Source organism: Halostella pelagica (assembly GCF_004762015.1).
Classification (GTDB): Archaea; Halobacteriota; Halobacteria; order Halobacteriales; family Natronoarchaeaceae; genus Halostella; species Halostella pelagica.
Genome location: NZ_SJES01000003.1, coordinates 453,971 through 475,194, shown reverse-complemented (window position 1 = coordinate 475,194; position 21,224 = coordinate 453,971). Strand labels below are relative to the sequence as shown.

General features: G+C 63.1%; 24 protein-coding genes. 13 read left to right on the top strand and 11 right to left on the bottom strand.

Translation table 11 applies throughout. From position 1 onward, the window contains the following. Window positions 1-15 precede the first annotated feature (15 nt). Window positions 16-357 (top strand): hypothetical protein, encoded by a 342-nt coding sequence (locus EYW42_RS10445; RefSeq protein ID WP_135535196.1) that lies wholly within the window; start codon window positions 16-18, stop codon window positions 355-357. Further along, window positions 357-542: a hypothetical protein gene (locus EYW42_RS10440; protein WP_135535195.1), complete on the top strand. Its 186-nt coding sequence runs from the start codon at window positions 357-359 to the stop codon at window positions 540-542. Before EYW42_RS10445 ends, EYW42_RS10440 begins: the two co-directional genes overlap by 1 nt. Window positions 543-560: 18 nt before the next feature. Here EYW42_RS10440 and EYW42_RS10435 read toward each other — a convergent pair whose 3' ends face one another. From EYW42_RS10435 to EYW42_RS10410, 6 genes are all read right to left on the bottom strand, one after another. Further along, window positions 561-1,901, bottom strand: coding sequence for a tryptophanase (locus tag EYW42_RS10435; RefSeq protein WP_135535194.1), 1,341 nt, complete (start codon window positions 1,899-1,901; stop codon window positions 561-563). Window positions 1,902-2,053: 152 nt separating this feature from the next. Then, the gene (locus EYW42_RS10430; protein ID WP_135535193.1) at window positions 2,054-2,473 is read right to left on the bottom strand and encodes a Rieske (2Fe-2S) protein; all 420 of its coding nucleotides are present in this window, start codon (window positions 2,471-2,473) and stop codon (window positions 2,054-2,056) included. 179 nt (window positions 2,474-2,652) lie between these two features. Next, complete coding sequence (locus EYW42_RS10425) at window positions 2,653-2,847, bottom strand: cold-shock protein (RefSeq protein WP_135535192.1); 195 nt, start codon at window positions 2,845-2,847, stop codon at window positions 2,653-2,655. A gap of 65 nt (window positions 2,848-2,912) precedes the next feature. Then, on the bottom strand, window positions 2,913-3,152 hold the full coding sequence (locus EYW42_RS10420) for a hypothetical protein (protein ID WP_135535191.1): 240 nt from the start codon (window positions 3,150-3,152) through the stop codon (window positions 2,913-2,915). Window positions 3,153-3,469: 317 nt separating this feature from the next. Beyond that, entirely contained in the window at window positions 3,470-4,648 is a 1,179-nt protein-coding gene (locus EYW42_RS10415; protein WP_135535190.1) for an aspartate kinase, read from the bottom strand. 186 nt (window positions 4,649-4,834) lie between these two features. Further along, window positions 4,835-5,965: an ATPase domain-containing protein gene (locus tag EYW42_RS10410; protein WP_135535189.1), complete on the bottom strand. Its 1,131-nt coding sequence runs from the start codon at window positions 5,963-5,965 to the stop codon at window positions 4,835-4,837. Window positions 5,966-6,062: 97 nt separating this feature from the next. Between EYW42_RS10410 and EYW42_RS10405 the strand changes: the two genes are divergently transcribed. Then, window positions 6,063-6,488, top strand: a complete 426-nt coding sequence (locus tag EYW42_RS10405) for a hypothetical protein (RefSeq protein ID WP_135535188.1) — start codon at window positions 6,063-6,065, stop codon at window positions 6,486-6,488. Window positions 6,489-6,994: 506 nt separating this feature from the next. Here EYW42_RS10405 and EYW42_RS10400 read toward each other — a convergent pair. Then, window positions 6,995-8,638 (bottom strand): DNA-directed DNA polymerase II small subunit, encoded by a 1,644-nt coding sequence (locus EYW42_RS10400; RefSeq protein WP_135535187.1) that lies wholly within the window; start codon window positions 8,636-8,638, stop codon window positions 6,995-6,997. 130 nt (window positions 8,639-8,768) lie between these two features. Between EYW42_RS10400 and EYW42_RS20110 the strand changes: the two genes are divergently transcribed. Continuing rightward, complete coding sequence (locus EYW42_RS20110) at window positions 8,769-9,587, top strand: S26 family signal peptidase (protein WP_135535186.1); 819 nt, start codon at window positions 8,769-8,771, stop codon at window positions 9,585-9,587. A 484-nt stretch (window positions 9,588-10,071) separates the two neighbouring features. Here EYW42_RS20110 and EYW42_RS10390 read toward each other — a convergent pair whose 3' ends face one another. Next, window positions 10,072-11,565: a Cdc6/Cdc18 family protein gene (locus tag EYW42_RS10390; RefSeq protein WP_135535185.1), complete on the bottom strand. Its 1,494-nt coding sequence runs from the start codon at window positions 11,563-11,565 to the stop codon at window positions 10,072-10,074. Window positions 11,566-12,764: 1,199 nt separating this feature from the next. Between EYW42_RS10390 and EYW42_RS10385 the strand changes: the two genes are divergently transcribed. The 6 genes from EYW42_RS10385 to EYW42_RS10365 all read left to right on the top strand — a co-directional run bounded on the left by EYW42_RS10385 (window position 12,765) and on the right by EYW42_RS10365 (window position 17,211). Further along, window positions 12,765-13,406 carry an Era-like GTP-binding protein gene (locus EYW42_RS10385; RefSeq protein WP_135535277.1) on the top strand — a complete coding sequence of 214 codons (642 nt, stop codon included), beginning with the start codon at window positions 12,765-12,767 and terminating at the stop codon, window positions 13,404-13,406. 4 nt (window positions 13,407-13,410) lie between these two features. Next, window positions 13,411-13,797 (top strand): DUF2073 domain-containing protein, encoded by a 387-nt coding sequence (locus EYW42_RS10380; protein ID WP_135535184.1) that lies wholly within the window; start codon window positions 13,411-13,413, stop codon window positions 13,795-13,797. Beyond that, the gene (locus tag EYW42_RS10375) at window positions 13,797-14,555 is read left to right on the top strand and encodes a Zn-ribbon domain-containing protein (RefSeq protein WP_135535183.1); all 759 of its coding nucleotides are present in this window, start codon (window positions 13,797-13,799) and stop codon (window positions 14,553-14,555) included. Before EYW42_RS10380 ends, EYW42_RS10375 begins: the two co-directional genes overlap by 1 nt. Before the next feature lie 150 nt (window positions 14,556-14,705). Beyond that, on the top strand, window positions 14,706-16,181 hold the full coding sequence (locus tag EYW42_RS10370; RefSeq protein WP_135535182.1) for an MATE family efflux transporter: 1,476 nt from the start codon (window positions 14,706-14,708) through the stop codon (window positions 16,179-16,181). 164 nt (window positions 16,182-16,345) lie between these two features. Beyond that, entirely contained in the window at window positions 16,346-16,435 is a 90-nt protein-coding gene (locus tag EYW42_RS20685) for a hypothetical protein (protein WP_449271870.1), read from the top strand. After that, a complete protein-coding gene (locus EYW42_RS10365; protein ID WP_135535181.1) occupies window positions 16,435-17,211 on the top strand; it encodes a DUF7089 family protein in 777 nt (258 codons plus the stop codon). The genes EYW42_RS20685 and EYW42_RS10365 overlap by 1 nt, the downstream gene beginning before the upstream one ends. Here EYW42_RS10365 and EYW42_RS10360 read toward each other — a convergent pair. Both EYW42_RS10360 and EYW42_RS10355 read right to left on the bottom strand, forming a co-directional pair. Next, window positions 17,208-17,786: a DUF7090 family protein gene (locus tag EYW42_RS10360; protein WP_135535180.1), complete on the bottom strand. Its 579-nt coding sequence runs from the start codon at window positions 17,784-17,786 to the stop codon at window positions 17,208-17,210. The two genes, EYW42_RS10365 and EYW42_RS10360, sit on opposite strands and share 4 nt — an antisense overlap. A gap of 60 nt (window positions 17,787-17,846) precedes the next feature. Then, window positions 17,847-18,290 (bottom strand): DUF2391 family protein, encoded by a 444-nt coding sequence (locus tag EYW42_RS10355; RefSeq protein WP_135535179.1) that lies wholly within the window; start codon window positions 18,288-18,290, stop codon window positions 17,847-17,849. 89 nt (window positions 18,291-18,379) lie between these two features. On the opposite strand from EYW42_RS10355, the gene EYW42_RS10350 reads away from it, so the two are divergent. Next, the gene (locus EYW42_RS10350; RefSeq protein ID WP_135535178.1) at window positions 18,380-19,060 is read left to right on the top strand and encodes a class I SAM-dependent methyltransferase; all 681 of its coding nucleotides are present in this window, start codon (window positions 18,380-18,382) and stop codon (window positions 19,058-19,060) included. Between the two features lie 42 nt (window positions 19,061-19,102). On the opposite strand, the gene EYW42_RS10345 is transcribed toward EYW42_RS10350, so the two are convergent. Then, complete coding sequence (locus EYW42_RS10345; RefSeq protein ID WP_135535177.1) at window positions 19,103-19,651, bottom strand: DUF1684 domain-containing protein; 549 nt, start codon at window positions 19,649-19,651, stop codon at window positions 19,103-19,105. A 134-nt stretch (window positions 19,652-19,785) separates the two neighbouring features. Here EYW42_RS10345 and EYW42_RS10340 point away from each other — a divergent pair, with 134 nt between their 5' ends. Next, a complete protein-coding gene (locus tag EYW42_RS10340; RefSeq protein WP_237561308.1) occupies window positions 19,786-20,235 on the top strand; it encodes a PaaI family thioesterase in 450 nt (149 codons plus the stop codon). Window positions 20,236-20,472: 237 nt separating this feature from the next. Further along, a complete protein-coding gene (locus EYW42_RS10335; RefSeq protein WP_135535176.1) occupies window positions 20,473-21,093 on the top strand; it encodes a YtxH domain-containing protein in 621 nt (206 codons plus the stop codon). The last annotated feature ends 131 nt before the right edge of the window (window positions 21,094-21,224 follow it).

The following is a 21,224-nucleotide window of genomic DNA, read 5'->3' as shown; positions in this document are numbered from 1 at the left end:
AGTATACCCGATGCGATGTCTGTGACAGACATGTTCAGGGGAAGGGGAACGGATTCACGACTGTACTTCGCCATCGGCGGCCTGTCGCTGCTGAAGGCGCTCGTGGTGCGAAACGACCGGCAGCGCTTCCGTTCGGAACTCAAGGACGCGGCGATGTTTCTCGCGGTCGGGCTGTTCCTGCGGCGCGCCGAGCAGCGGCGGACCGACAAGGTGGCCGACATCGATATGATCCGACAGGAGGTAAAGCGGCGGTTCGGCGGCGGCCAGACCCAACAGAGCGGTGGTCTCCGGAGTCGGCTGGGACGGGGCCAGCAGACCCAGTCCAGGTCGCTCCCCGAGCGACTGTTCGGCCGGTGATGCCGACCTTCGACTGCGGGCGGTGCAACACCACCATCGACACTCAGGAGCGGCACGCGACAGTCGAAACCGAAGTAGTCGACTCTGACGGCGAAGCGGTCGAACCGTCGTCGCAGTTTCTCTGCCTCGACTGCTACGACGACCTGCAGGCGTTTATCGACGGGACGGGCGGAGATCGGGGGTAGTGACCCGTTTCCGTGGCGTCAGACGGGCTGGAGTCGCGCCGAGAAGTGGCGTAACTCCGCCATTTCGGGTTCGTCTATCACTTCCAACCCGGATATCGCGTCCGCTCGGTCAGCGACCGCGGCGAACGTGTCGACGACGTGTTCGACGTGTTCTCGGCTGTACGTCCGACGGGGAAGCGCCAGTCGAACGAGGTCGGGCCGGTCGGTTCCGGGGAACGCGAACTCGCCGAGTTCGACGGCGCGAACGCCGCCCTCCCGATAGAGCTCACAGACCAACGCCTGCCCGGGGAACTCTTCGGTGGGGACGTGGGCGAACATCTCACCGGCGTCGACGTACACCGCGTGTCCGCCCGGCGGCCAGTACAGCGGGATGCCCGCATCGCGGAGTCGCTCGCCGAGGTCGCGGACCTGTTCGATCCGGTCTCGAACGCGGGCGAGGTCGACCGCCTCGCGGAGGCCAACGGCCATCGCCGCGAGGTCGCGACCGGCCATCCCGCCGTACGTCGGGAACCCCTCGAAGAGGATGGCGCGTTGCTTGACGCGGTCGAACAGGTCGGGGTCGCGGACGGCGACGAACCCGCCGGCGTTGACGAGCCCTTCCTTCTTGCCACTCATGACCAGCGCGTCCGCGTAGTCGAGTTGCTCGCGGGCGATGGCCGCCACCGACGCCTCCTCGTAGCCTGGCTCGCGTTCGCGGACGAAGTACGCGTTCTCCGCGAAGCGGCAGGCGTCTATCACGAACGTCGCGTCTATCTCGTCGGCGAACTCGCGGACGTCACGGGTGTTCGCCACGCTGACCGGCTGTCCGGCCGCCGAGTTGTTAGTTATCGTCAGGACGACGACCGGTACGTTCTCGGCCCCGACCCGTTCGACGTGTTCCCGGGCGCGGTCGACCGAGAAGTTGCCTTTGAAGGGAGCGTCGGCGTCAGCGTCGAAGGCGATCTCAGCAGGGCAGTCCGCGGCTTCCGCGCCCTGATTGGCGACGTGGGCGCGAGTCGTGTCGAAGTGAGTGTTGTTGAGCACGACGTCGCCGTCGTCGACCAGTGCGCCGTAGAGGAGGTTCTCCGCGCCGCGTCCCTGGTGAGCGGGGACGACCCGCTCGAACCCCATCACGTCCTCGACGGCGGACTCCAGTTCGGCGAAACTCTCGCTGCCGGCGTAGGCCTCGTCGCCGCGGAGGAGGGCGGCCCACTGCTCGTCGCTCATCGCACCGGTTCCGCTGTCGGTCAACAGGTCGACGTACACGTCGTCAGCGTTCAGGTTAAACACGTTGTAGCCCGCTTCGTCCAGATTAGCCTCGCGTGCCTCGCGGTCGGGTAGTTCGATCCGTTCGACCACTTTGGTCTTGTGCGCTTTCACGGCGCATACAAGGGAGTGCCTGCTGTTCAAACTAGCTGCGAGTATCTGGGTGACGGCAGACAGATTTGCCGGCGGGCGGTAGGTTCACCGACTCCGCTGGACAGACGTATTCACTGGTGGCGAATGGTGACCGTTAGCGGTCCGTTCGGGGATCAGAAGCCGATATGCGACGTCGAATCGGGACCGTCGTCATCGTCGTCGATGCCGCCCTCGTGTTCGAAGGCGACGTCGTCGTCAGTCAGATAGATGTCGCCGTGGGTGACAGTCACGTCGACGCCGGGAAGCGTCGTGTCTGCTGCGTCGCCGTTGTCGCAGTAGCCCGAACACGAGTCGAACATCGACCCGTGTTTCGGACAGATGATCTGGCCGTCCCGCATCGCCGCGCCGAATCCGCGGTCAAGTCGCTGAGCCTCGTGAGTGCAGCGGTTGATCCACGCCTCGACGTCGTCCCCCTCCTCGTCATCGCAGGGGACGAGGATGGCTTCGTCGAGTTCACCGTACTCGTCGCGAATGGTGAACAGCCAGGACCCCTCCTCCCGGACGGTGTCCACCGTCGTCAGTCGGTCAGCCATAGTAGCCGTGACAGAACCGAGCGTGAAAAACATCGCGGCAGTCGACCGTACGTCCCCGCCGCGTCAGGTGCGGCGAGTCGTCGGTACTGCACTCCGTGCACCGTAAAGTCCTGACTCGTGGGGGTAGTGTACTCGAAAAATGTCGTTTACAGCGATCGTCGTGAAACGATAGTCCGCGTTTACTCGCGAACGACGTTCGTCGCGCGAGGGCCCTTGGGGGCCTCTTCGATGTCGAACTCGATGTCCGTGCCTTCTTCGAGGTCTGCACCGCCAACGTCCTCCATGTGGAAGAAAACGTCGTCGTCCGCATCCTCAGTCTCGATAAATCCGTAGCCGCCAGTGTTGTTGAAGAAATCAACAGTTCCGTTTGCCATTGCAAATATACGTAGTGCTCATACATGGATAACACTTCCGAGGGTCGCGCTACCACGGCAGGGTGCTACGGATCGTTCTGCGGGTTCTCGTCCGTATAAGTGACCACCAGTGTTCCCGTAGAATCGGCGTCGATCTGTTCGTGCAGGGACCTGAACTCCTCGACCATCTCGTTCATTCCCCGCTTGCCGTCTCCGACTTCCAGGTCCTCCTCCCGAAATCGGTTGTGTAACTCGTCGAGCGCCCTGGACACGATCCGCGCGTCAGACGCCGATTCGATCTCGAACGTAGCGGTGTGTTCAACCATAGCACGGATACTCGCCGCGCGGATAAAACTCCTGTCGAGCGTTCCAGCGACCGTCTGGTCCGAAGGATGGTTACGCCTGGACGAACCAGCGGCCGTGCTCGCGTCTCGTCGGGAGCACACGGGGGAAGGCAGGCACTCGGAGCGTATCGCCACTACCGTGGCGACTCGCGCAAACTGGCGGACCTGGAACGAGCGCCTGCGGCGCTCGTTGGCGTCTTCGCGAACAGAGCGAGTGACTGCTCGGAGGGCGCGAAGCGTCCTCCGGCGGACATGAAAAGGACGCAGCGAGCACTGCCAAGCGCTCGCAAGGGCGTTCCTTAGAACCGCCGTTGCATGATCTCCAGCGCGTCCTCGCGGTCCTCCCAGTCGACGAAGAGGGCGACCGAGGTGGCGCTCGTGATCAGGTCGTACAGGTTGATGCCGGCGTCGGCCATCGGGTCGACGATAGCCTTGATGATGCCGGAGCGATTGGGGAGTTGGCCGCCGGTGACGCGGATGGCGGCGAGACCGCTCTCGACGGTGACGCTGGAGAGCGGTTCCTGGTCGACGACCTCGCGGTGAAGGACGGTTTCGGCCCGCTCGGCGGCGGTCTCGTCGACGTAGAACGTGACCGAGTCCATGCCGCTTGCGATGGCGTCGACGTTGACGTCGGCCTCGCCGAGCGCCGCCGTGAGTTCCTGAAGGATGCCCGAGCTGTTGCGGATGGCCCGGCCGGCGACCGTGAGGCAGGCGAGCGACTCCTCGCGCATGTCGACGAGGCTGTTGAACTCCCCTTCGACCTGGGTGCCGCCTGTGAGCAGGTCGCCGTGCTGGTAGTGGACGACGCGTACGTCCATGTTGCTCGACTTGTACGAGAGCGCGCTGGGGGCGACGACCTCGGCCCCACGGAACGAGAGATTTCGGAGTTCGTCGACCGTGATCTTGCCCACGTTGCGCGCGCCCTCGACGACGCGGGGGTCGCCGGTCATGACGCCCTCGACGTCGGTGACGATGACGACTTCGTCGGCGTTCATGTACTTGCCGAGCATGACGGCCGTGGTGTCGCTGCCGCCGCGGCCGAGTGTGGTGACGTTGCCGTCGTGGTCCTGGGCGAGGAACCCGGTGATCACTGGAACGACGCCGTCTAACTGCTCAGCGAGCGCTGCGGCGCGACGCTTCGTCTCCTTGACGTCGACCTCGCCCGCCGCGTCGGTGATTACCGGCCACTGCTCGCTGCCGGGTTCGAGGAAGATGGCCTCGATGTCGCGAGCGGCGAGTGCGGCCTTGAGCATCCGCACGCTGGTCCGTTCGCCCATGCTAACGATCTGAGCGCGGTCGGCGTCGTCCGTCTCGAATGTGATCTCGTCGAGAAGTTCGTCGGTGGTCGACCCCATAGCGCTCGCGACGATGGCTATCTCGTGACCCGCCTCGACGGCGGTGGCGATGGAGTCCGCGGCGCGGTTGACGCGGTCGCCGCTGCCCAGGCTGGTTCCGCCGAACTTCGCGACTACGCGCATCCGATCACCCGTGGATTCGGACTAACTGCGATCATGGAATACCGTTGCCGTACCGCGCTGATAACTGTGTCCATCTCCGGTAATTTTGGGGGAGAAACGGTGTCCACTTGTGAGCGTTCCCGCTCGGGACCCGTGCCGGGTCAAGTCGTCGGGCCGTCCGACTGGAGCCCACGGTGCGACCGGACGCTACTCGTTGGAAGAGTCGATATCCGACTCGGCGTCAGCGCCGGGCGCGTCCGCACTGGGAGGGTCCGGAGGGGACGCGTCGCAATCCGCCTCTCGAACCCCGGGAGACCTCGCAGAGCCCCGAACCGGGTCAGTCATCCCATTCGAGGACTCTCTGGGCCCCTGGTCAGTCGCGGCCATCTCCTCGGTCGGGTCGAACGTGACGAGACCGGTACCGTTCGTGAACTCGTAGGTCGCCCACTCCGAGATGGTGAGCACGCTGTTCATCTTTCGGACCCGGATCCGCCGAAGCAGCGTGTCGTCGACGATCTCGCCGTTGAGTTCCATGTCCACGATCCCGTCCGCGATGTACTCCAGGTCGTGCGGGAACGACTCCGCCTGTCCGGAGAAGGTCGCTCCGGCGAAGACGGGGACGAATCGACCCTTGCAAACATCGGCGCGGATATCTTTGACGAAGTTGTACGCCTGGACCGGTTGGACGAGCGTTCCGAGTTCGGTCAGCGAATCGATCAGGACGATGCCTTCCTCGACCATCGACTCGGTTTCGAGGCAATTGTCGAGTTTGTTCTCCAGTTCGGCCATGTCGCTCGGGTCATGGACCGACTTCGTCGCAGGGGCAGTAACGTTGGAGAGGTGTTGGTTCCACTGGCTCATCCGGTCGAGCATGCGGTTGCGGTCCTCCACGCGGTAGGTGAAACAGTCGAGTATTCGTAGTTGACCTCGTTCGAGAAAGGGAAGGACGTTCCAATCAAGCATGAGAAACGTTTCGACGACCGAAATCGGCGGTTCCTGAAAGGTCACGAAGACCGCAGATTCGCCGCGTTGCAGGGTTCGCCAGACGAGTTCGGCGTAGAGCGCCCCGGGACGAGTACCTGGCTGGCCCGAGAGGAGAACGAGAGAGTTACGCGGGAGACCCTCGGGAAGCGCGGTGTCGAGAGCTGAGACGCCCGTCGCGAAGCACCTGTGTCCGTGGTATTCGGTGAACACGCGATCGGACGACTGCAACGTGTCTCGGCAGGCGGTCGAGCAGAATTCGTACGTCGTCCCTTCGTAGGCGAGTTCGATCGGAGGTGTCGGATACGGAAGCCGACAGAAGTCACAACGGTCCGTCCCGTCGGGGCGTTCCGGCATACCCCGTGGATTGTGGCCGACGGGTTGAAAGTGTGCCGCCCGTCACCACCGCTCGCACGCCACGGTTTTTTCTGTGTGGGGCGATACCATGGAGGTGATGCGTATACGGGACGCCGTGGAGGCAGACGCGGACGACCTCGCCGGGATCGCGGACTCTCCCACCGACGTAATGCGGAACCTCGTACACGACCGCACGGTCCGCGTCGCCGAATCAGAGGAAGAAGAGACCGATCCGAACGCCGACGCAGACGAAGGGGGGCCGGATCTGCTCGGGTTCGTGAGCTTCGACGCGCGCGAAGACTGCGTCCACGTCACACAACTGGACGGCACTGAAGATGCCTGCGAGCGACTGCTCGGTGAGCCTGTTCGCTTCGCCGAACAGGAAGATATGTCGGTCGAGCTGATCGCACCCGAAACCGTCCCGCACGTCGCCGCCGCCGCGCGGAACATCGGGTTCGACGAACGCGGGGCCGGCCCCCGATTCGAGGGAACACCGACGGTGAAATACCGTCTGGAACCGTAGCAAGGGATGGGCGGTTGTCGTCCGCACGCTCGGTTAGCCGTTCGTCCGTCTCGAGCGTATCATCGAACGACCGCGACGATGACTCACGTCTCTCTCCCGCCCGAGTAGCGCCTGACCGTGGGACTCAACGCGGGTCTCGTCAGGGCCGTTGACAACGAACACGTCGACGATCCGAAATCGGACTTGTAGAGTGCGATGGATGCCGCGCGATAATAACGAACAGACGGCACGTGTTGTCGCGAGAGGGGTCGCCGTTCACCCGCCTCGTCCGCTCTCGCACCGATTCGTTAGGTCACGAGCTGTCTGGCCGCGGGATTTCTTATAAACCTCCGGTTAGTTACTCGGCCGAACGATGCCGCGTGAGCATCGCGTGGCGACGGAGTCGCCTCGCCAGTGAGCGGGGGAGTGACGGGGAGGGGCAGGCGCTCGGAGCGTGTCGTCGTAATCGAGACGACTCGCACAGACTGGCGGGCCTGGTGGACATAAAAAGGGCGCACAAGGGCTTTTTAATGGAACTTTCGGATCGTGGGCTCCAGCGTGTCCAGGTCGACGACCGGCGCGAACCCGGCGTCCGGATCGATGTTGACCGACTTCTGGAACTCGGTCTGGGCCTGCCAGCAGCCGCTGTTTATCGAAAGCACGTTGTGATACTTGCCGACGCCGAGCTTGTGGACGTGGCCGGTGTGGAAGATATCAGGGACGCTGTCGATTGTGAGATAATCCTTCTCCTCGGGCGCGACGCGGAGGTGGCCCCCGTACTGCGGCGCGACGTGGCGCTTCTTCAGGAGGTGATGCATCGCCTTGTGTGGCTCGTCGTAACTGGCCTTGTCTTCGGGAAGTTCCGCGATGATCTCGTCCAGCGAAACGCCGTGGTACATCAGGACGGAGACGCCCTCGATAGTGACCGTCGAGGGGTTGCCGGTGATGCGGGCGTCGTGGGCGCTCATGATCTCGCGGAGCTCCTCGTCGAAGGCGGGTTGCGGTTCCGCGAGGCGGACGGCGTCGTGGTTGCCGGGGATCATGACGATCTCGATGTCGCCCGGCACCTCCTTGAGATGCTCCGAGAAGCGTTCGTACTGCTCGTAGATGTCGACGATGTCGAGTTCCTCGTCCTGGTCCGGATAGACGCCGACGCCCTCGACCATATCGCCGGCGATCAGCAGATACTCGATGGTTTCCGCTTCCGGGGTGTGAAGCCAGTCGGTAAAGCGGTGCCAGGCGTCCGTCATGAACTCCTGACTGCCGACGTGAACATCGCTGATGAGGGCGGCCTGAACGTGGCGGTCGGCGGTATTCGGCGAGTACGTACGGGGAACGTCCGGGAAGTGGAGCGAGTCGACGAAGAGGATCCCGGCGTCGTCCGCTAGCGTTCCCTCCACGGCGATCACCTCGTCGCAGAGCAGTTCCTCGACCAGGTCCGCGATGTCGCGGTCTTTCATGACGAGACACGGAAACGTGCCCGTCGTGTCTTCGAGTTCGACTAGCCAGTGTCCGCTCGCAGTCGAGCGAATGTCGCTTATCATCCCGACTATCGCGGCTTCGCTCCCGCCGGGCATTGACTGAATCGCTTCGGCGGGGCGGTGATTCACGCGAGTCCGGAGTTTCTCTCCGAGGCGGTCGTACCGGTCGCGGAACACGGTAACGAAATCCTCGTATTCGCCCGTTCCGGTGCTCCTGCCGGTGATGTCGTTTCCGATCTCGATAGACCGAACCGATTGGTCGGCGGAACGGCCCGTCGATCCCTCCGTTTCGCCTGGAGAGTTATTAGAAGGAGAGCGTCGTCCGTCGTCGGGTGTTGCAGTCGAAGCAGAGGGGTCCGGGTTCGGGCGGTCGGAGCCGGCCGTCTCGGGGGAGGCCGCGGCGTCGGTCGCGTCAGTCGTGTCCTCCGCCAGCGGTGCATCCACAGCGCCGGCCCGGGTCGACGCCGATTCGTTCATCGTAGCGGGGTCCCCCCCGGCGTCAGCGTCGAGTACGTCTCGGACGTGTTCGACCGAGAGAGTCAGCGCGCCCTCCGGCGCTTCGTCGACGACGCGTTCGAGCGCGCGGGCGGGGTCGTCGGCCGAGGCGATGAGCGTCACGGCCTCGCGGTCAGCGTTGTACCCCCTGCTCGTGAGTTCGCGGACGATGCGAGCGGGGGCCTCCAGTGGCACACACCACTAATCCCGGGGAGAGTGCAAAAACGTAGCGGAACGGAACTTCCGGTTCGATTGACACCCGCGTCGGGTTCGTCGACCACCCATAACAGAAGGTTGATTTTGCGGAGGGGAGTATGCGGTGACGATGACTGACTCCGGAGACGGTGACACACCGGACCGTACCCCCCAGGAAGACGATCCGTCGGGGGAAGACGGATCCACAGCGGTGGGTTCGGACCGGGCACCGCCCAGTAAAGCGGATTCTCACGGGAGTGACCGTGCCGACGCGGACCAAACGGCAGAGGAGCCGTCAGCCGCTCCGGGCTACACTGCCGGCGACGACGAGGACGAGAGGGCAAGCGAGAATCCGGTCACCTGGTTCCTCACGAGCGACAACGAGGGCGTCGCCGCTCTCCGAGACCTGCTGAGTACGATGGCTATCGTCGCGCTGGTCGGCTTGCTCCTGTTCGCCGTCAGCGGCATCTGGCCACCACTGGTCGCGGTAGAAAGCGGGAGCATGGAACCCCACATGGAGAAAAACGACCTCGTGTTCATCGTCGATGAAGACCGGTTCGCGGGGGACGGTGCCGTCCACGGCGTCGTCACGTACCAGCGGGGAATCGAGACCGACGAGCGGAGTTTCGGGAGTTACGGCGACGTGATCGTCTTCAAACCGAACGGAGACGAGGGAATTCCGATAATCCACCGCGCCCGCTTCTACGTCGAGAAGGGCGAGAACTGGGTCAGCGATGCGAACGAGTCGCACATCAGAGGCGACACCTGCGAGGAGGTGCGGAACTGTCCCGCGCCACACGACGGGTTCATCACGAAAGGCGACGATACGCCGTACTACGACCAGGTTGCCGGCCGAACTACCGTCGTCAAACCGAAGTGGATCGAGGGCCGTGCAGAAGTTCGAATCCCGTGGTTAGGCTGGATTCGCCTGCAGTTCGCTAAGCTGTAACCTCCCGTTCGGACGCCGTACGGGGCTTCTCTGTCGAATCTCCACTAGAAACGAGGGGGTTCAGATATGCGAATGTTCCACAGAATCATCGCCTGGAGGGAAGTTCCGGACACAAAACGGTGCTGTCGGGCCGGCCGCGCTCGGGTGCGCGAACGAACGTGAGCGCCCCGAGCGGACGGGGAAAGGCAGGTACTCCGAGCGTGCGCCGGCAACCGCCGGCGTCTTCGCGAGCGGAGCGAGTGACGGCTCGGGAGATCGTTGCTCTCTCGGTGCTCGCGCAGACTGGTTGCCTGGAACGAGCGCCGTCGGCGCTCGTTGGCGGTGCTGAAAAACGCCCTGGCGTTTTTCGCACTGAGCGGCAACTTCGCTGCCGCGAGGTCCGAAGCGCCGCTGGTGCTTCGGGATGCCAAAAACGGCGCGCCGCGTCGTTTTTTAGCACATAAAATGGGCGCAGTGCGCCGCGCCAGCGGCGCACAAGGGCTTTTCAGTTGTCGAACCGAGCCTGCACGAACGGCTGAACGTCTTCGATATCTCCTAGTCGGGAGTCCGATAGGAGGACGGCTTCCGTCTCTTCGATAGGGACCGAGAGGCTGATCTCCTTGGTACGGCCGTAGCGACCCTTGCTGACGACTACCGCGTTGACGATGCCGAGCATATCCAGTTCGCTGATGAGGTCCGTTACGCGACGTTGAGTGAGGACGTCCGCGTCTATCTCCTCGCAGAGGCGCTTGTAGATGTTGTACACCTCGCCGGTGTTGACGTTGTGGACGCCGTTCTTTTCGAGAAGGATGATAGAGAAGAGGACGATCTTCGACTGCGTCGGGAGCGTCCGTACTACTTCGACCACTCTGTCGAGTTCGATCTTGTCCTGAGCCTGCCGGACGTGGTCCTCGTCGACGAGTTCCGACTGGTCGCGTTCGGCGAGTTCGCCCGCGGTGCGAAGCAGGTCAAGGGCGCGACGAGCGTCGCCGTGTTCCTGCGCGGCGAACGCGGCACAGAGCGGGATCACGTCGTCAGTCAACGCGTCCGCCTTGAACGCGACGTCGGAGCGGTGCTGGAGAATGTCCCGTAGCTGGTTCGCGTCGTACGGCGGGAAAACTATCTCCTCCTCGCCGAGGCTAGACTTGACGCGCGGGTCGAGGAAGTCAGTGAACTTCAGGTCGTTCGAGATCCCCATGATCGATACCCGCGAGTTCGCGAGCTCCGAGTTCATCCGCGAGAGGTTGTAGAGGGTGTCGTCGCCGGACTTCTCGACGAGCTTGTCGATCTCGTCGAGCATGATGACCACTACGCGCTCGTGGTAGTCGACCGCGTCGAAGAAGACGCTGTACACGCGGTCGGTTGGCCAGCCGGTCATCGGGACCGTCTCGAACTCCGCCTTGTCCGCCTCTAGTTCCGCGATGCGGTCGTCGACGGCGTCTATCGAATCGAAGTCGGCGTCGTCGAAGGCGGACGTGTCTTCGAGCGCCGACTCGCGGAGTTCGCGAAGGTCCGCGAGCCACTCGTCGATGAGTCGCTCGTTCTCCTCGATGAACTTGTTCGCCAACTGCGCGAGTACGCGGTACTGCGTGTCCGTCACTTCGCAGTTGATGTACTCGACATCGCACGGCACCCGGTATTTCTGCGAGGTACTTTCGAGTTCCTGACTGACGAACTTGGCGCTGGCGGTCTTTCCGGTTCCGGTCTTCCCGTAGATGAGGATGTTCGACGGCGTCTCACCACGGAGTGCGGCGACGAGGATCGTCGCCATCTTGTTTATCTGCTCTTTCCGGTGCGGGAGTTCGTGCGGCGTGTACGACGGCCGCAACACCTCCTTGTTCTCGAATATCGGTTCCCCGGAGAGGAGGTCGTCGAACAGCCCCTGGTTCTCCTCCTCCTCGTCCTCTAGAACGACATCGTCTAGGTCGACGTCGAAGTCCTGCGACGAGTCTATATCGACGCTCGCCGAATCGCTCGGTCCCGGTTCCTCGTTGGACATCTGTGAAGTTCAGTCACCCCTTCGTTTCATCTGGAGACCGCCCCGCGGAGAGAGAACGAATCCGACGTGATAGCCTCAGATGCCGGATCCACCGTCCAAATGTACCCACGGTCCGTCCAGTTGATGCAAACGAAGGGAAGGTAGACCAGGGTCTTAAAATCTTCCCTCTCGTTGACGAACCCGAAACAGGTGACTCGATCATGCCGGTAGAGAGCTTATAAAGCACGTTTTCGGGTTTTCAGTGAACCAAACGAGTGACGACCAATAGACCTGTCTGAGTGGAAGGAAGAAGAAGAAGCGCCGTATTTGGCTGTAGCGACGATCACGAGAAGGTAATCCAGCAGTGGCCGGATGACGTTTGGCCGAACTGAAGTATCCGTACCGTCGACGGGAAACGCCGGCCTACGATCGAAACGAACCGTTACCGACACCCGACTTTCAGGATACTAGTTTCGGGACGATAAAACCGGGCAAGAGAACGGAGATCGAGACGCCCGAATCACACCCCCCACCCCTTCGTTTCAAGTGGAACTAACTAACAGACCATCCCCCGGGAGTCACTCAACCGGAGTCGATTCGGTTGTTCCCCGTGGCGGGCCGGACCGCCGACCGAATTGCTAACGGTTTGTGATGGATCTTTTCATCCACAACACCATCAATAAAACGCTATTTACCCATTACGGATGCTGTTATTGTTGTAGTGTAATAAAATCAGCGCTACTAGACAGGGGATTCTCCCCCTACCCCCGGCTTTTCTCCGTTCCACCCGAAACGAAGGGGTGGGGGGGGGTACCCCCTACCGTTTCGGGTCCAACCGGGACACTGACATCCCCTCTCACTCTATAGACTACCTCACGTCTGACCAGTGCCCTAGTTAATAACCGGTAAAACCACCTAGCAGCGACGGGGATTCTGATTCAGTCTCACTCTCCACCCCTCCGTTTCAGGTGGAAGTCGAACCACAGTTCTCCCTACCGCCGCGACCCTCCTGCCGCGTTGTCCGACTGATAGGACCGATACGTGACAGAACGATCAGATGAACCGTTGACAATTAGCCGAGATATTGTACTAGAACCGCATGACTGCGTGGCGATTGGACACGAAAAACACCCCTATCCAAGCGGATACATGTCTGACATAGGCTTAAGTGAGTCCGGTGTTGTTAGGTGGACAAGCACCTACGGGTGCGTGAGGTCAGGATGGGACTGATAAACGGACTCAAAGCAAGCATCTCACGGGCGAGAGATCGTCTGTTTGCGGACGACGAACAGAAACGTATCGGAATTTACGGACCGCCGAACGCCGGGAAGACTACCCTCGCCAACCGCATCGCGCGGGACTGGACGGGCGACGCAGTCGGCCCGGAAAGCCACATTCCACACGAAACACGACGCGCGCGACGGAAGGAAGACGTCGAAATCAAGCGCAACGGGAAATCGGTGACTATCGACATCGTCGACACGCCGGGCGTGACGACGAAAGTCGACTACGAGGAGTTCACCGAGTTCGACATGGAGAAAGAGGACGCCGTTCGGCGGTCCCGCGAGGCCACCGAAGGCGTCGCGGAGGCGATGCACTGGCTCCGCGAGGACGTAGACGGCGTCATCTACGTCCTCGATTCGACGGAGGACCCGTTCACGCAGGTGAACACGATGCTCATCGGCATCATCGAGAGCCGTGATCTGCCGGTGCTCATCTTCGCGAACAAGATCGACCTGGATGACTCGACTCAGCAACGCATCCGCAACGCGTTCCCCCAGCACGAGACGGTTCCCCTCTCGGCACTGGAGGGCGACAACATGGACGAGGTCTACGACAAGATCGCGGAGTACTTCGGGTAACACTATGCCAGAAACAAAAGACCCGGACGACGACGGCGTTCAGATAGACCTCATCAGCGGCGAGCGGATGTCCGGCATGACGAGCATGGAGAAGATCCGGATGATCCTGGATGGCGTTCACGAGGGTAACATCGTCATTCTGGAGGAAGGACTCTCTCCCGACGAGGAAAGTCGACTGATCGAGGTGACGATGACCGAGATCAGTCCGGACGGGTTCAACGGGATCGAGATAGAGACGTACCCGCGCGCGAAGACGAACGATTCGAGCTTCCTCGACCGACTGATGGGCAAGGAGTCAGCGAACAAACTGACCGTCATCGGCCCGGCGAATCAGATCGAAACGCTCCACAAGGACGAGACGCTCATCAGCGCGCTCGTCTCTCGCCGATAATGCCCCACCAGTGTACGAACTGCGGCCGGACGTTCGCCGACGGCTCCAAGGAGATGCTGTCCGGCTGTCCGGACTGCGGCGGAAACAAGTTCCAGTTCGACCCCGGCGGTTCGCGGCCTGCGGGTGAGGCTACCGGCGACGCCGACGAGCGAACCCAGACCGACGCGGACGATACCGGTCGGAGTAGCGGGGCGACGACCGCGAAGGCTGGATCCGCAGCGTCGGGGAACACAACCGAGGCGAGTGACGACCGGGACTCTGGTGCGACCGGTCGAGTCGGTCGCGCACGCGAAACGGTTCAGGAGTGGGTCGGAACCGACTCGTCGGAAGCGAGCGCGGACGCGTCCGCTACGTCGGGGTCAGACGGCGGGAGAGGCGACGGCCGGAACGATGCAGAGCGTCGTTCAGCGAACCCTCGTTCGACGCCGTCTCAGGAGGATTCCGCCCAGTCGAACGCGCGAACCGATGTCGTGACGCGCGACGAGCTTCCGGACGATCCGCCGGACTCGGCGGATGACTCCCCTGCAACTGGCGAGGACGCGCAGGTCGCGGAAGTGCCGGACGGCGATCAGCCGGACCTCTCCGAACTCCGCGAGGAGCTCAACAATCAGTTCGAGAGCATCAAGATCGTCAGCCCCGGTCACTACGAACTCAACCTGATGGAACTGTACGACCGCGACGAGTACATCATCTCCCTAAAGGAAGACGGTCGGTACGTCATCGAAGTGCCCGAAACCTGGCGGTCCGACGCGGAGTGATCTCACCACCCCTCTGTTTCATCTCCAAATACCGCGATTCTATAGCTGAGAGTGGCTGTATGGGTGTTTTCTGTTCTATGTGAAACAATGCCAATTGCCGAGGGAGCAGTTGGCAAGAAGTAACTCCGACGAGGGCGTATTTCGGTTCGAATGCTGGACGACGCAAAGCGCCGAGTCCGGAGTGCCCTCTTTCTGTTTCCGGCGGCACTGGCCCGAATCGGCCTCGTCGACCGGAAGAAGGGGTCGGAGGCGTTCGACCTCGCAGTCCCCGTGATGATCACCGGAGCGATGCGAACGCTCCTTCGGACGGCGGATTTCTTCATGGTGAGTCTCGCCGTCGGCGACATGGGGGTCGCGGCGCTGGAACTAGGGTTTCAGTACTACTTCGTCCCGTTCGGACTCTCGCTCGCACTGACCAGCGCCACGATAAGCATCGTCTCGCGGTTCAAAGGGGCGGGCGACGACGCGCGTGCGGACCTCGCGATCAAGCAGTCGCTGTGGCTAGCGCTTGCGGTTTCGCTTCCGCTGACGGTAGTTACCTGGGTGTACGCCGAACCGCTCATCGCTCTCCTGAACGACGACCCCCGGACGATCGAACTCGGTGCCGTCTACCTGCAGATCGTCATGCTTTCGGTCTTCTTCCGGTTCTGGAGTCTCATCGCCGCTCGCGCCCTCGCCGGTGCGGGCGACACTCGGACGCCGATGTACGTTCGTCTGGTCACCCTGCCGACGAACATCGGGCTGAACGCCGTTCTCATCTTCGGCCTCGGTCCGTTCCCCGAGTGGGGCGTCGCGGGCGCGGCGTGGGGGACCGCCGTTGCGAACACGGTCGCGGCACTGGTCTTTTTCGCGTTGCTTCTGTCCGGCCGCTTCTCGGTCCGCTTGCGACTCGGCGGGCGGCAGTGGGACGGCGAGATACTCCGCGAACTCGTCCGTGTCGGGCTTCCGCTGGCCGGAACCCGACTCTCTCGGACGTTCGGCCGGTTCCCGTTCCTGTTCATCCTCGGAGCGCTCGGAACGCCCGTCCTCGCCGCCTACGCCATCGGCCGAAGGGTGATGCTGCTCGCGCTGATGCCCGCCTGGGGGTACGCGACGGCGTCTAGCACTCTCGTGGGCCAGAGCCTCGGCGCGGGAGACGAGGCGGAGGCGGACCAGTACGGCTGGCAAACGCTCCGGATAGCGCTGGCGACACAGTTGATCATCGCCGGCGTCATCGTCGCGCTCGCTCGCCCCATCGCGGTCGCCTTCGGCACCGAACACGTGAACCTGACTGTCGATTTTATTCGGATGTTCGGTGTCGGCGTCGCCGCGTTCAGCGTCTCTCGGACGATGCGAGGTGGACTGCGGGGCGCGGGTGACACGCGCTGGCCGCTGTACGGCACCGTCGCCGGAACCTACCTGTTCAAACTCCCTATCGCGACGCTGGCGCTTCCCGCGGGCGTCGCTGCGGTGTCCGTCGCCGGGGTCACGTTGGACCCCGGGCTCGATCTCGGTCTCGTCGCCGTTTACGCCGCTATCCTGGCGGACATGTACGTCCGCGCTGCGGTCAACACCCTCCGATTCTGGTCCGGTGCCTGGCGGCGCGTCGCCCGCGAATCGGATATCGGCGCGACGGGTGCGGACTGATAGGGTCTGTTGTCATTCAGTTCGGGAGTTCGCCGGTACGGGGTGGGTGAATAGCCGAGATACAGGTACAACGACCCTACGAGACCCTGCTTTGACCACTGATGCAACTCCAAACTCGACCGGATTGAGGTGGTTTTATGCGCTCGCGGGCATTCCCGTCGAGTATGAGCGAAGCCACGAAAGTCGTTGTCGGTACCATCGGCGTCTCCGGACTGCTGGCGGTCGTTCTCGTCATCCAGTCCTTGCTCGCCTGATGTTCGGGACCCGCGACCTCCCGTCGGACCTCGAAGCGATCCGGGAGACGCATGCGTCCGACGCCGTCGTGCTCGACTGCGCCACCGATTTCGAAACGATTCGCCCGGAACAGGCCGAAGACCTTGGGCTGTTCGTCGACGAACTCGACCCGGCGACCCACCCCGCGGCGTGGCTACCGGACGACGCGCCGCGACTGCTCGAACGCTACGCGGGAACCGATTTCACGGTCGGCATGCCGGGCGACGGGAGCGTCACCTGGACTCGCCAGACTGTCCCGCCAGCAGTTCTGGTCAAACCGAGAGTCGAGGGGTCGCCCGAGCCGTTCGTCGATTTCCTGATCGCCGAGGCACTCGTCCAGGTCGGGACCGGCGAACCCGAGCACTTCCTCGGGTTCTTCCGCGACTCGTACTCGGACCTCGCCGACGTCGTCCCCCTAGACCCGAACGCGACGTATCAGGTCGCCGCGGCGCTGTACGACGGCTGGATCGGCTTGCACACCCGTGAAACGTTCGCGGACTGGCCGGCCGAGCGCCCGCGTCTGGGGGAGACCTGGCACGACGCCGGGACGCGGATCGAGGGCCGTCTTGACGACCTCCCGGGGGAAGTGGCCCGCAACGAGACGGAGTTCTCCGACGCGACGGAACTCGCCTGCGCGGCGATAAAACACGGTCTGGAACTGCCCGCGCCGTTCGCAGCGCTGGATACGAGTGCCTACAGGAGTCACGGCGTCGAGTACGCCGTCACCTGGGCGGAGAAAACCTTCGGAGAACTTTAGAAGTCAGTGGTGACGGTCCCGTCCTCGTTCAGGTCGATGACGCCGTCGAAGAGGTCGCGGTACGAGTCGACGACATCGTCGCTATGGACCTCGGTGGCGAGATGGAACAGTCCGACCGCGTCGTGGTCGTCGAGCAGAGCGAGAATCGCGCGGATAGCGTCCATGGTCGATTCTTCCCCGGCGTAGTAGGCGAGTTCGGTGATCGAGTCGAGACTCACCCGGAGCTTCCCGTCGTGACCGGCGAGGAACTCCTCGGTTTGCTGGACGATGCCGTCCAAGTCGTCCGGCGCGCCGACGTAGTGGACGTTCTCGCTGCTCCGGCGGGAGTAGCCGCGGTCTACTGAGAGGGTGTCGAGGATGACGGCGCTCTCGGCATCGACGTCGTAGTAGTCGAGTTTCTGGGTGACCTCCCGCGCCGTCGTTCGCGTGGATATGACGAGGAAACGGTCGGTGTCTTTCTTCAGAAAATCCGTGTCGATACGGTCTGTTTCGCCCGTACTGGGGTGGAGCAACAGTACGCCAGTCCCGCCCGGTACCGTGTCAGGACTGTCATCTATCGCGAGCGTGTAATCCATACCCCGTGAAGCGAGGGGGATCAACTTAAGATTGCTGGGTCCGGCCGTCGCAGGGAGCCCTTAGAACACGCTGTCGGCCGTGGCTGCGCCGACGACGCTGAATATCGCGCCGACTGAGACGGCCTTCAGTGTGGTCATCGTGATGGCCGCCGTCGTCGGATCGGCGAGTATCTCCTCTTGCAGGAGAAACGTCCGCGGGGCGGTCAGTGCGAGAGCGAGCAGTAGCACTGACCCGTAGGAGACGACCATCAGCGAGAGGAACCGCACCGGGATGCCGGCGACTTCGGCCTCCTGTTCCGCATCGCGTCCGGAATCAGCCTTGTACAGCGCTCCGTACCCGATACCGGCGACGATCCCGACGGTCAACAGGGCGTGCCAGAACGTCATGTTTGCGGCGAGGACCCACACCTCCTCGGTGACGACGAACGGCCCCGCGAGCAGGAACCCACCGACGACCTGCTGTGCGGAGTCGGCGATGCGGTATCGTTTCCGACGGTCGGCCATACCCTATCTCTCGGACCGGCGTTGATAACATTCCCGAGTCGCGGCGCGGGTCCGAACCGATTTTGTCCCCGTACCGTCTACGGATGCCCATGAGCGTCAGAGCCGAGTTCGACGAGTGGGCCGCCACCGGCCGCGACCGCGGCATGGAGAAACGACACTGGCACACCGCGAAACACGCCCTCTCGCGGATGCCGGTCGAACAGGGCGATGTCGTCCTCGACCTCGGTTGCGGCAGCGGCTACGCCGGTCGTGCGCTGCGAGACACCAACGACGCTGGCCGCGCGTACGGCCTCGACGGATCGCCGGAGATGGCGCGCAACGCCAGCGAGTACACGGATGACCCGCAGGTCGGCTACGTCGTCGGCGACTTCGGAGCGCTCCCGTTCGCGGAGAACTCCGTCGACCACGTCTGGTCGATGGAGGCGTTCTACTATGCGAGCGATCCCGACGAGACCCTCAGCGAGGTGCGCCGGATCCTCCGCCCCGGCGGGACGTTCTACTGCGCGGTGAACTACTACGAGGAGAACGTCCACTCACACGACTGGCAGGAGAAGATCGATATCGACATGACTCGCTGGTCCCGCGAGCGGTACCGCGAGGCGTTCCGCGACGCCGGTCTCTTCGTCGCCGAGCAAGACACTATTCCGGACCGCGAGATGGACATTCCGCCCGCGGAGGAGTTCCCCACGGACAACTGGGAAACCCGCGAGGACATGGTCGAACGATACCGAGAATTCGGCACGCTGCTGACCGTCGGCGTCGCGCCCTGACTCGGTCAACTCCCAACTGAGCCCTCCGCTACAACAGACTGTTCAGGGCGCTTTCTCGCCGGCCTCTACCGCAACGTCCAGCCAGTTCTCATCGGGCGGAAGCGGACAGGCGAACGTCTCGCTGTACGCGCAGAAGGGGGAGTACGCGAGGTTAAAATCGAGCACTATCTCGTCGCCGTCTTCTAGTTCTCCCTCGCTCTCGAACTCCATGTACCGACCGCCTTCGTACGTCTGTTGGCCCGTCGTCTTGTCGCGGAACGGAACGAAGTACTGCTCGTCGCCCTCCTGACGGTACGCTGCGAGGTCGTGTTGTTCGCCGCGTATCTCCACGGTGAGCGTCAGTTCGCGCAAATACCGCACCTCGGTGCCGGCGGTAGTGTCCATCGTCACCGGTTCCGGGTCGTTGTGGACCGTGACGGTTGCCTCGGCGCGGTAGTCCGGTTCCGGGTCGAAGTAGTCCAGGCCGTCGAACGCCTCTCGCTGCTCGGGCGGGACGGGCGACTGACGGTGTTCGGCGAAGAACTCGTCTTTCTGCTCTCGCTGGATCTCCAGTTCCCGCCGCCATGCCGTCTCGTCGAACGCGTCGGTCATACGTCGGGATTCGGGCGGGCGGCGGGTAATGGTTGCGTCTGGTCGATTGCACGGGGCGGTCTTTCAGCCTGCCCCACCGAGAAGAAACGAACTACGTGCGGATAGTTTATTTTCCTCCGTACTCGTAAAGCGGTATGGACGACCTGAACGCACAGTCGCTGTTCGAACGGCTACCGTTCGTCGAGCATCTCGGCATCGAACTGGAGTCGGTCGAGGACGGCCGCGCCGTCGCCACGCTGGACCTCGCGGAGCATCACTCCTCGGTTCCGTGGTCGACCGTCGCACACGGCGGCGTCACCTACTCGCTGGCGGACACCGTCGGCGGCGCGGCGGTGTTCTCGCTGCATCAGCAACCGAACCCGACGATAGACATGCGGATAGACTACCTCTCGCCGGCGACCGAGTCTCTACGCGCGGAGGCCGAAGTTGACAGAGACGGCGACACTACGACCGTCGTCTCCGTCGACATCACGAACGGAGCGGGCGACGCAGTCGCCGACGCGCGGGGCGTGTACAAAACCGCCGGCGGAGAGGGCCAGTCCACGTGGACAACCCGCGACGGTGACGCCGAAGACCCGACGTGAACGAGTAGGTGTCCGTCGGACACTCATCACTCCGTCGTCGGCGGTACGGCGAGAGCGCAGGGACGACCCAACGAGCAAATCGGGGTCACCGGGTCAGTGGCTTGGGGCTATCGAGTCACCGGTCGGTGCTATCTCATCAGCGGTCTGGAGCTATCGCGTCAGTAGCTCACAGTTACCGAATCAGTGACCCCGAACCTATTCCACGGTCCGTGTGGATCGCTTTTCCGGGGGATTACGATGAGTAGCGCTTTATCACAGAACAGGAAGGAGACGCTAGCAGTACTGGCCACAGGAATCGTTCGCGAGGCACTGAAGGAAGTGTTCAAAGAGTCTCTCGAAGAGGCTCGGACGGGACGCTCGCCCGCCAAAACCGACGGTATCGTTCGGGGACTGTTGAAACAGTCGTTGCGGGAGGCGATGGAAGAATCGGAGGCGACGGAGTCGGTCTCCGCGTCTCGCGGAACCAGCCGAGATGACGGGAGTAGCGTGCTCCCCAAGTTGCTCCTCGTCGGCGCTGCGCTGGGGGTCACCTACGCGCTGCGTCGACGGTCGGAGTCGCCCGGCGAGACCCTTAGCAAGGTGACCGACAAGGCCCAGACGCTGTCCGACGAGACCGCCCAGCGGTCCGGAGAGATGGCGTACGAGACCGAATCGGCCGCCGAGAAAGCCGCGGACACGATCCAGGAAACCGGCGAGAGCGCGGCCGACAAGATCGAGCAAGGGGGCCAGGAGGCGGCCGACAAGATCGATGAGTCGGCCCAGAAGGCCGAGGACAAGGCGGAAAGCACCGGTTCGGACGGCGACCGGTCCGGATCGGACGGCGACAGTACCGGGCCGGAAAGCGATAGCACTCCGTAGACGAAAGCACCCGGTAGGCGAAACTCACACCGCGTCGGTCGCCCGGCCGTGGGGACCACCGGCCGTTTTCGGTTCCCGTCGCGACACTCGGTCCGCTGATCGGCCGTCGAACCACGGCTTCGTGCGAAGGT

Excerpts from the sequence above, each read along its gene's own strand:
- EYW42_RS10445 (WP_135535196.1), top strand. The coding sequence starts at position 16 with ATGTCTGTGACAGACATGTTCAGGGGAAGGGGAACGGATTCACGACTG.
- EYW42_RS10440 (WP_135535195.1), top strand. The coding sequence starts at position 357 with ATGCCGACCTTCGACTGCGGGCGGTGCAACACCACCATCGACACTCAG.
- EYW42_RS10430 (WP_135535193.1), bottom strand. The coding sequence starts at position 2,473 with ATGGCTGACCGACTGACGACGGTGGACACCGTCCGGGAGGAGGGGTCC.
- EYW42_RS10425 (WP_135535192.1), bottom strand. The coding sequence starts at position 2,847 with ATGGCAAACGGAACTGTTGATTTCTTCAACAACACTGGCGGCTACGGA.
- EYW42_RS10420 (WP_135535191.1), bottom strand. The coding sequence starts at position 3,152 with ATGGTTGAACACACCGCTACGTTCGAGATCGAATCGGCGTCTGACGCG.
- EYW42_RS10415 (WP_135535190.1), bottom strand. The coding sequence starts at position 4,648 with ATGCGCGTAGTCGCGAAGTTCGGCGGAACCAGCCTGGGCAGCGGCGAC.
- EYW42_RS10410 (WP_135535189.1), bottom strand. The coding sequence starts at position 5,965 with ATGCCGGAACGCCCCGACGGGACGGACCGTTGTGACTTCTGTCGGCTT.
- EYW42_RS10405 (WP_135535188.1), top strand. The coding sequence starts at position 6,063 with ATGCGTATACGGGACGCCGTGGAGGCAGACGCGGACGACCTCGCCGGG.
- EYW42_RS20110 (WP_135535186.1), top strand. The coding sequence starts at position 8,769 with ATGACTGACTCCGGAGACGGTGACACACCGGACCGTACCCCCCAGGAA.
- EYW42_RS10390 (WP_135535185.1), bottom strand. The coding sequence starts at position 11,565 with ATGTCCAACGAGGAACCGGGACCGAGCGATTCGGCGAGCGTCGATATA.
- EYW42_RS10385 (WP_135535277.1), top strand. The coding sequence starts at position 12,765 with ATGGGACTGATAAACGGACTCAAAGCAAGCATCTCACGGGCGAGAGAT.
- EYW42_RS10380 (WP_135535184.1), top strand. The coding sequence starts at position 13,411 with ATGCCAGAAACAAAAGACCCGGACGACGACGGCGTTCAGATAGACCTC.
- EYW42_RS10375 (WP_135535183.1), top strand. The coding sequence starts at position 13,797 with ATGCCCCACCAGTGTACGAACTGCGGCCGGACGTTCGCCGACGGCTCC.
- EYW42_RS10370 (WP_135535182.1), top strand. The coding sequence starts at position 14,706 with ATGCTGGACGACGCAAAGCGCCGAGTCCGGAGTGCCCTCTTTCTGTTT.
- EYW42_RS20685 (WP_449271870.1), top strand. The coding sequence starts at position 16,346 with ATGAGCGAAGCCACGAAAGTCGTTGTCGGTACCATCGGCGTCTCCGGA.
- EYW42_RS10365 (WP_135535181.1), top strand. The coding sequence starts at position 16,435 with ATGTTCGGGACCCGCGACCTCCCGTCGGACCTCGAAGCGATCCGGGAG.
- EYW42_RS10360 (WP_135535180.1), bottom strand. The coding sequence starts at position 17,786 with ATGGATTACACGCTCGCGATAGATGACAGTCCTGACACGGTACCGGGC.
- EYW42_RS10355 (WP_135535179.1), bottom strand. The coding sequence starts at position 18,290 with ATGGCCGACCGTCGGAAACGATACCGCATCGCCGACTCCGCACAGCAG.
- EYW42_RS10350 (WP_135535178.1), top strand. The coding sequence starts at position 18,380 with ATGAGCGTCAGAGCCGAGTTCGACGAGTGGGCCGCCACCGGCCGCGAC.
- EYW42_RS10345 (WP_135535177.1), bottom strand. The coding sequence starts at position 19,651 with ATGACCGACGCGTTCGACGAGACGGCATGGCGGCGGGAACTGGAGATC.
- EYW42_RS10340 (WP_237561308.1), top strand. The coding sequence starts at position 19,786 with ATGGACGACCTGAACGCACAGTCGCTGTTCGAACGGCTACCGTTCGTC.
- EYW42_RS10335 (WP_135535176.1), top strand. The coding sequence starts at position 20,473 with ATGAGTAGCGCTTTATCACAGAACAGGAAGGAGACGCTAGCAGTACTG.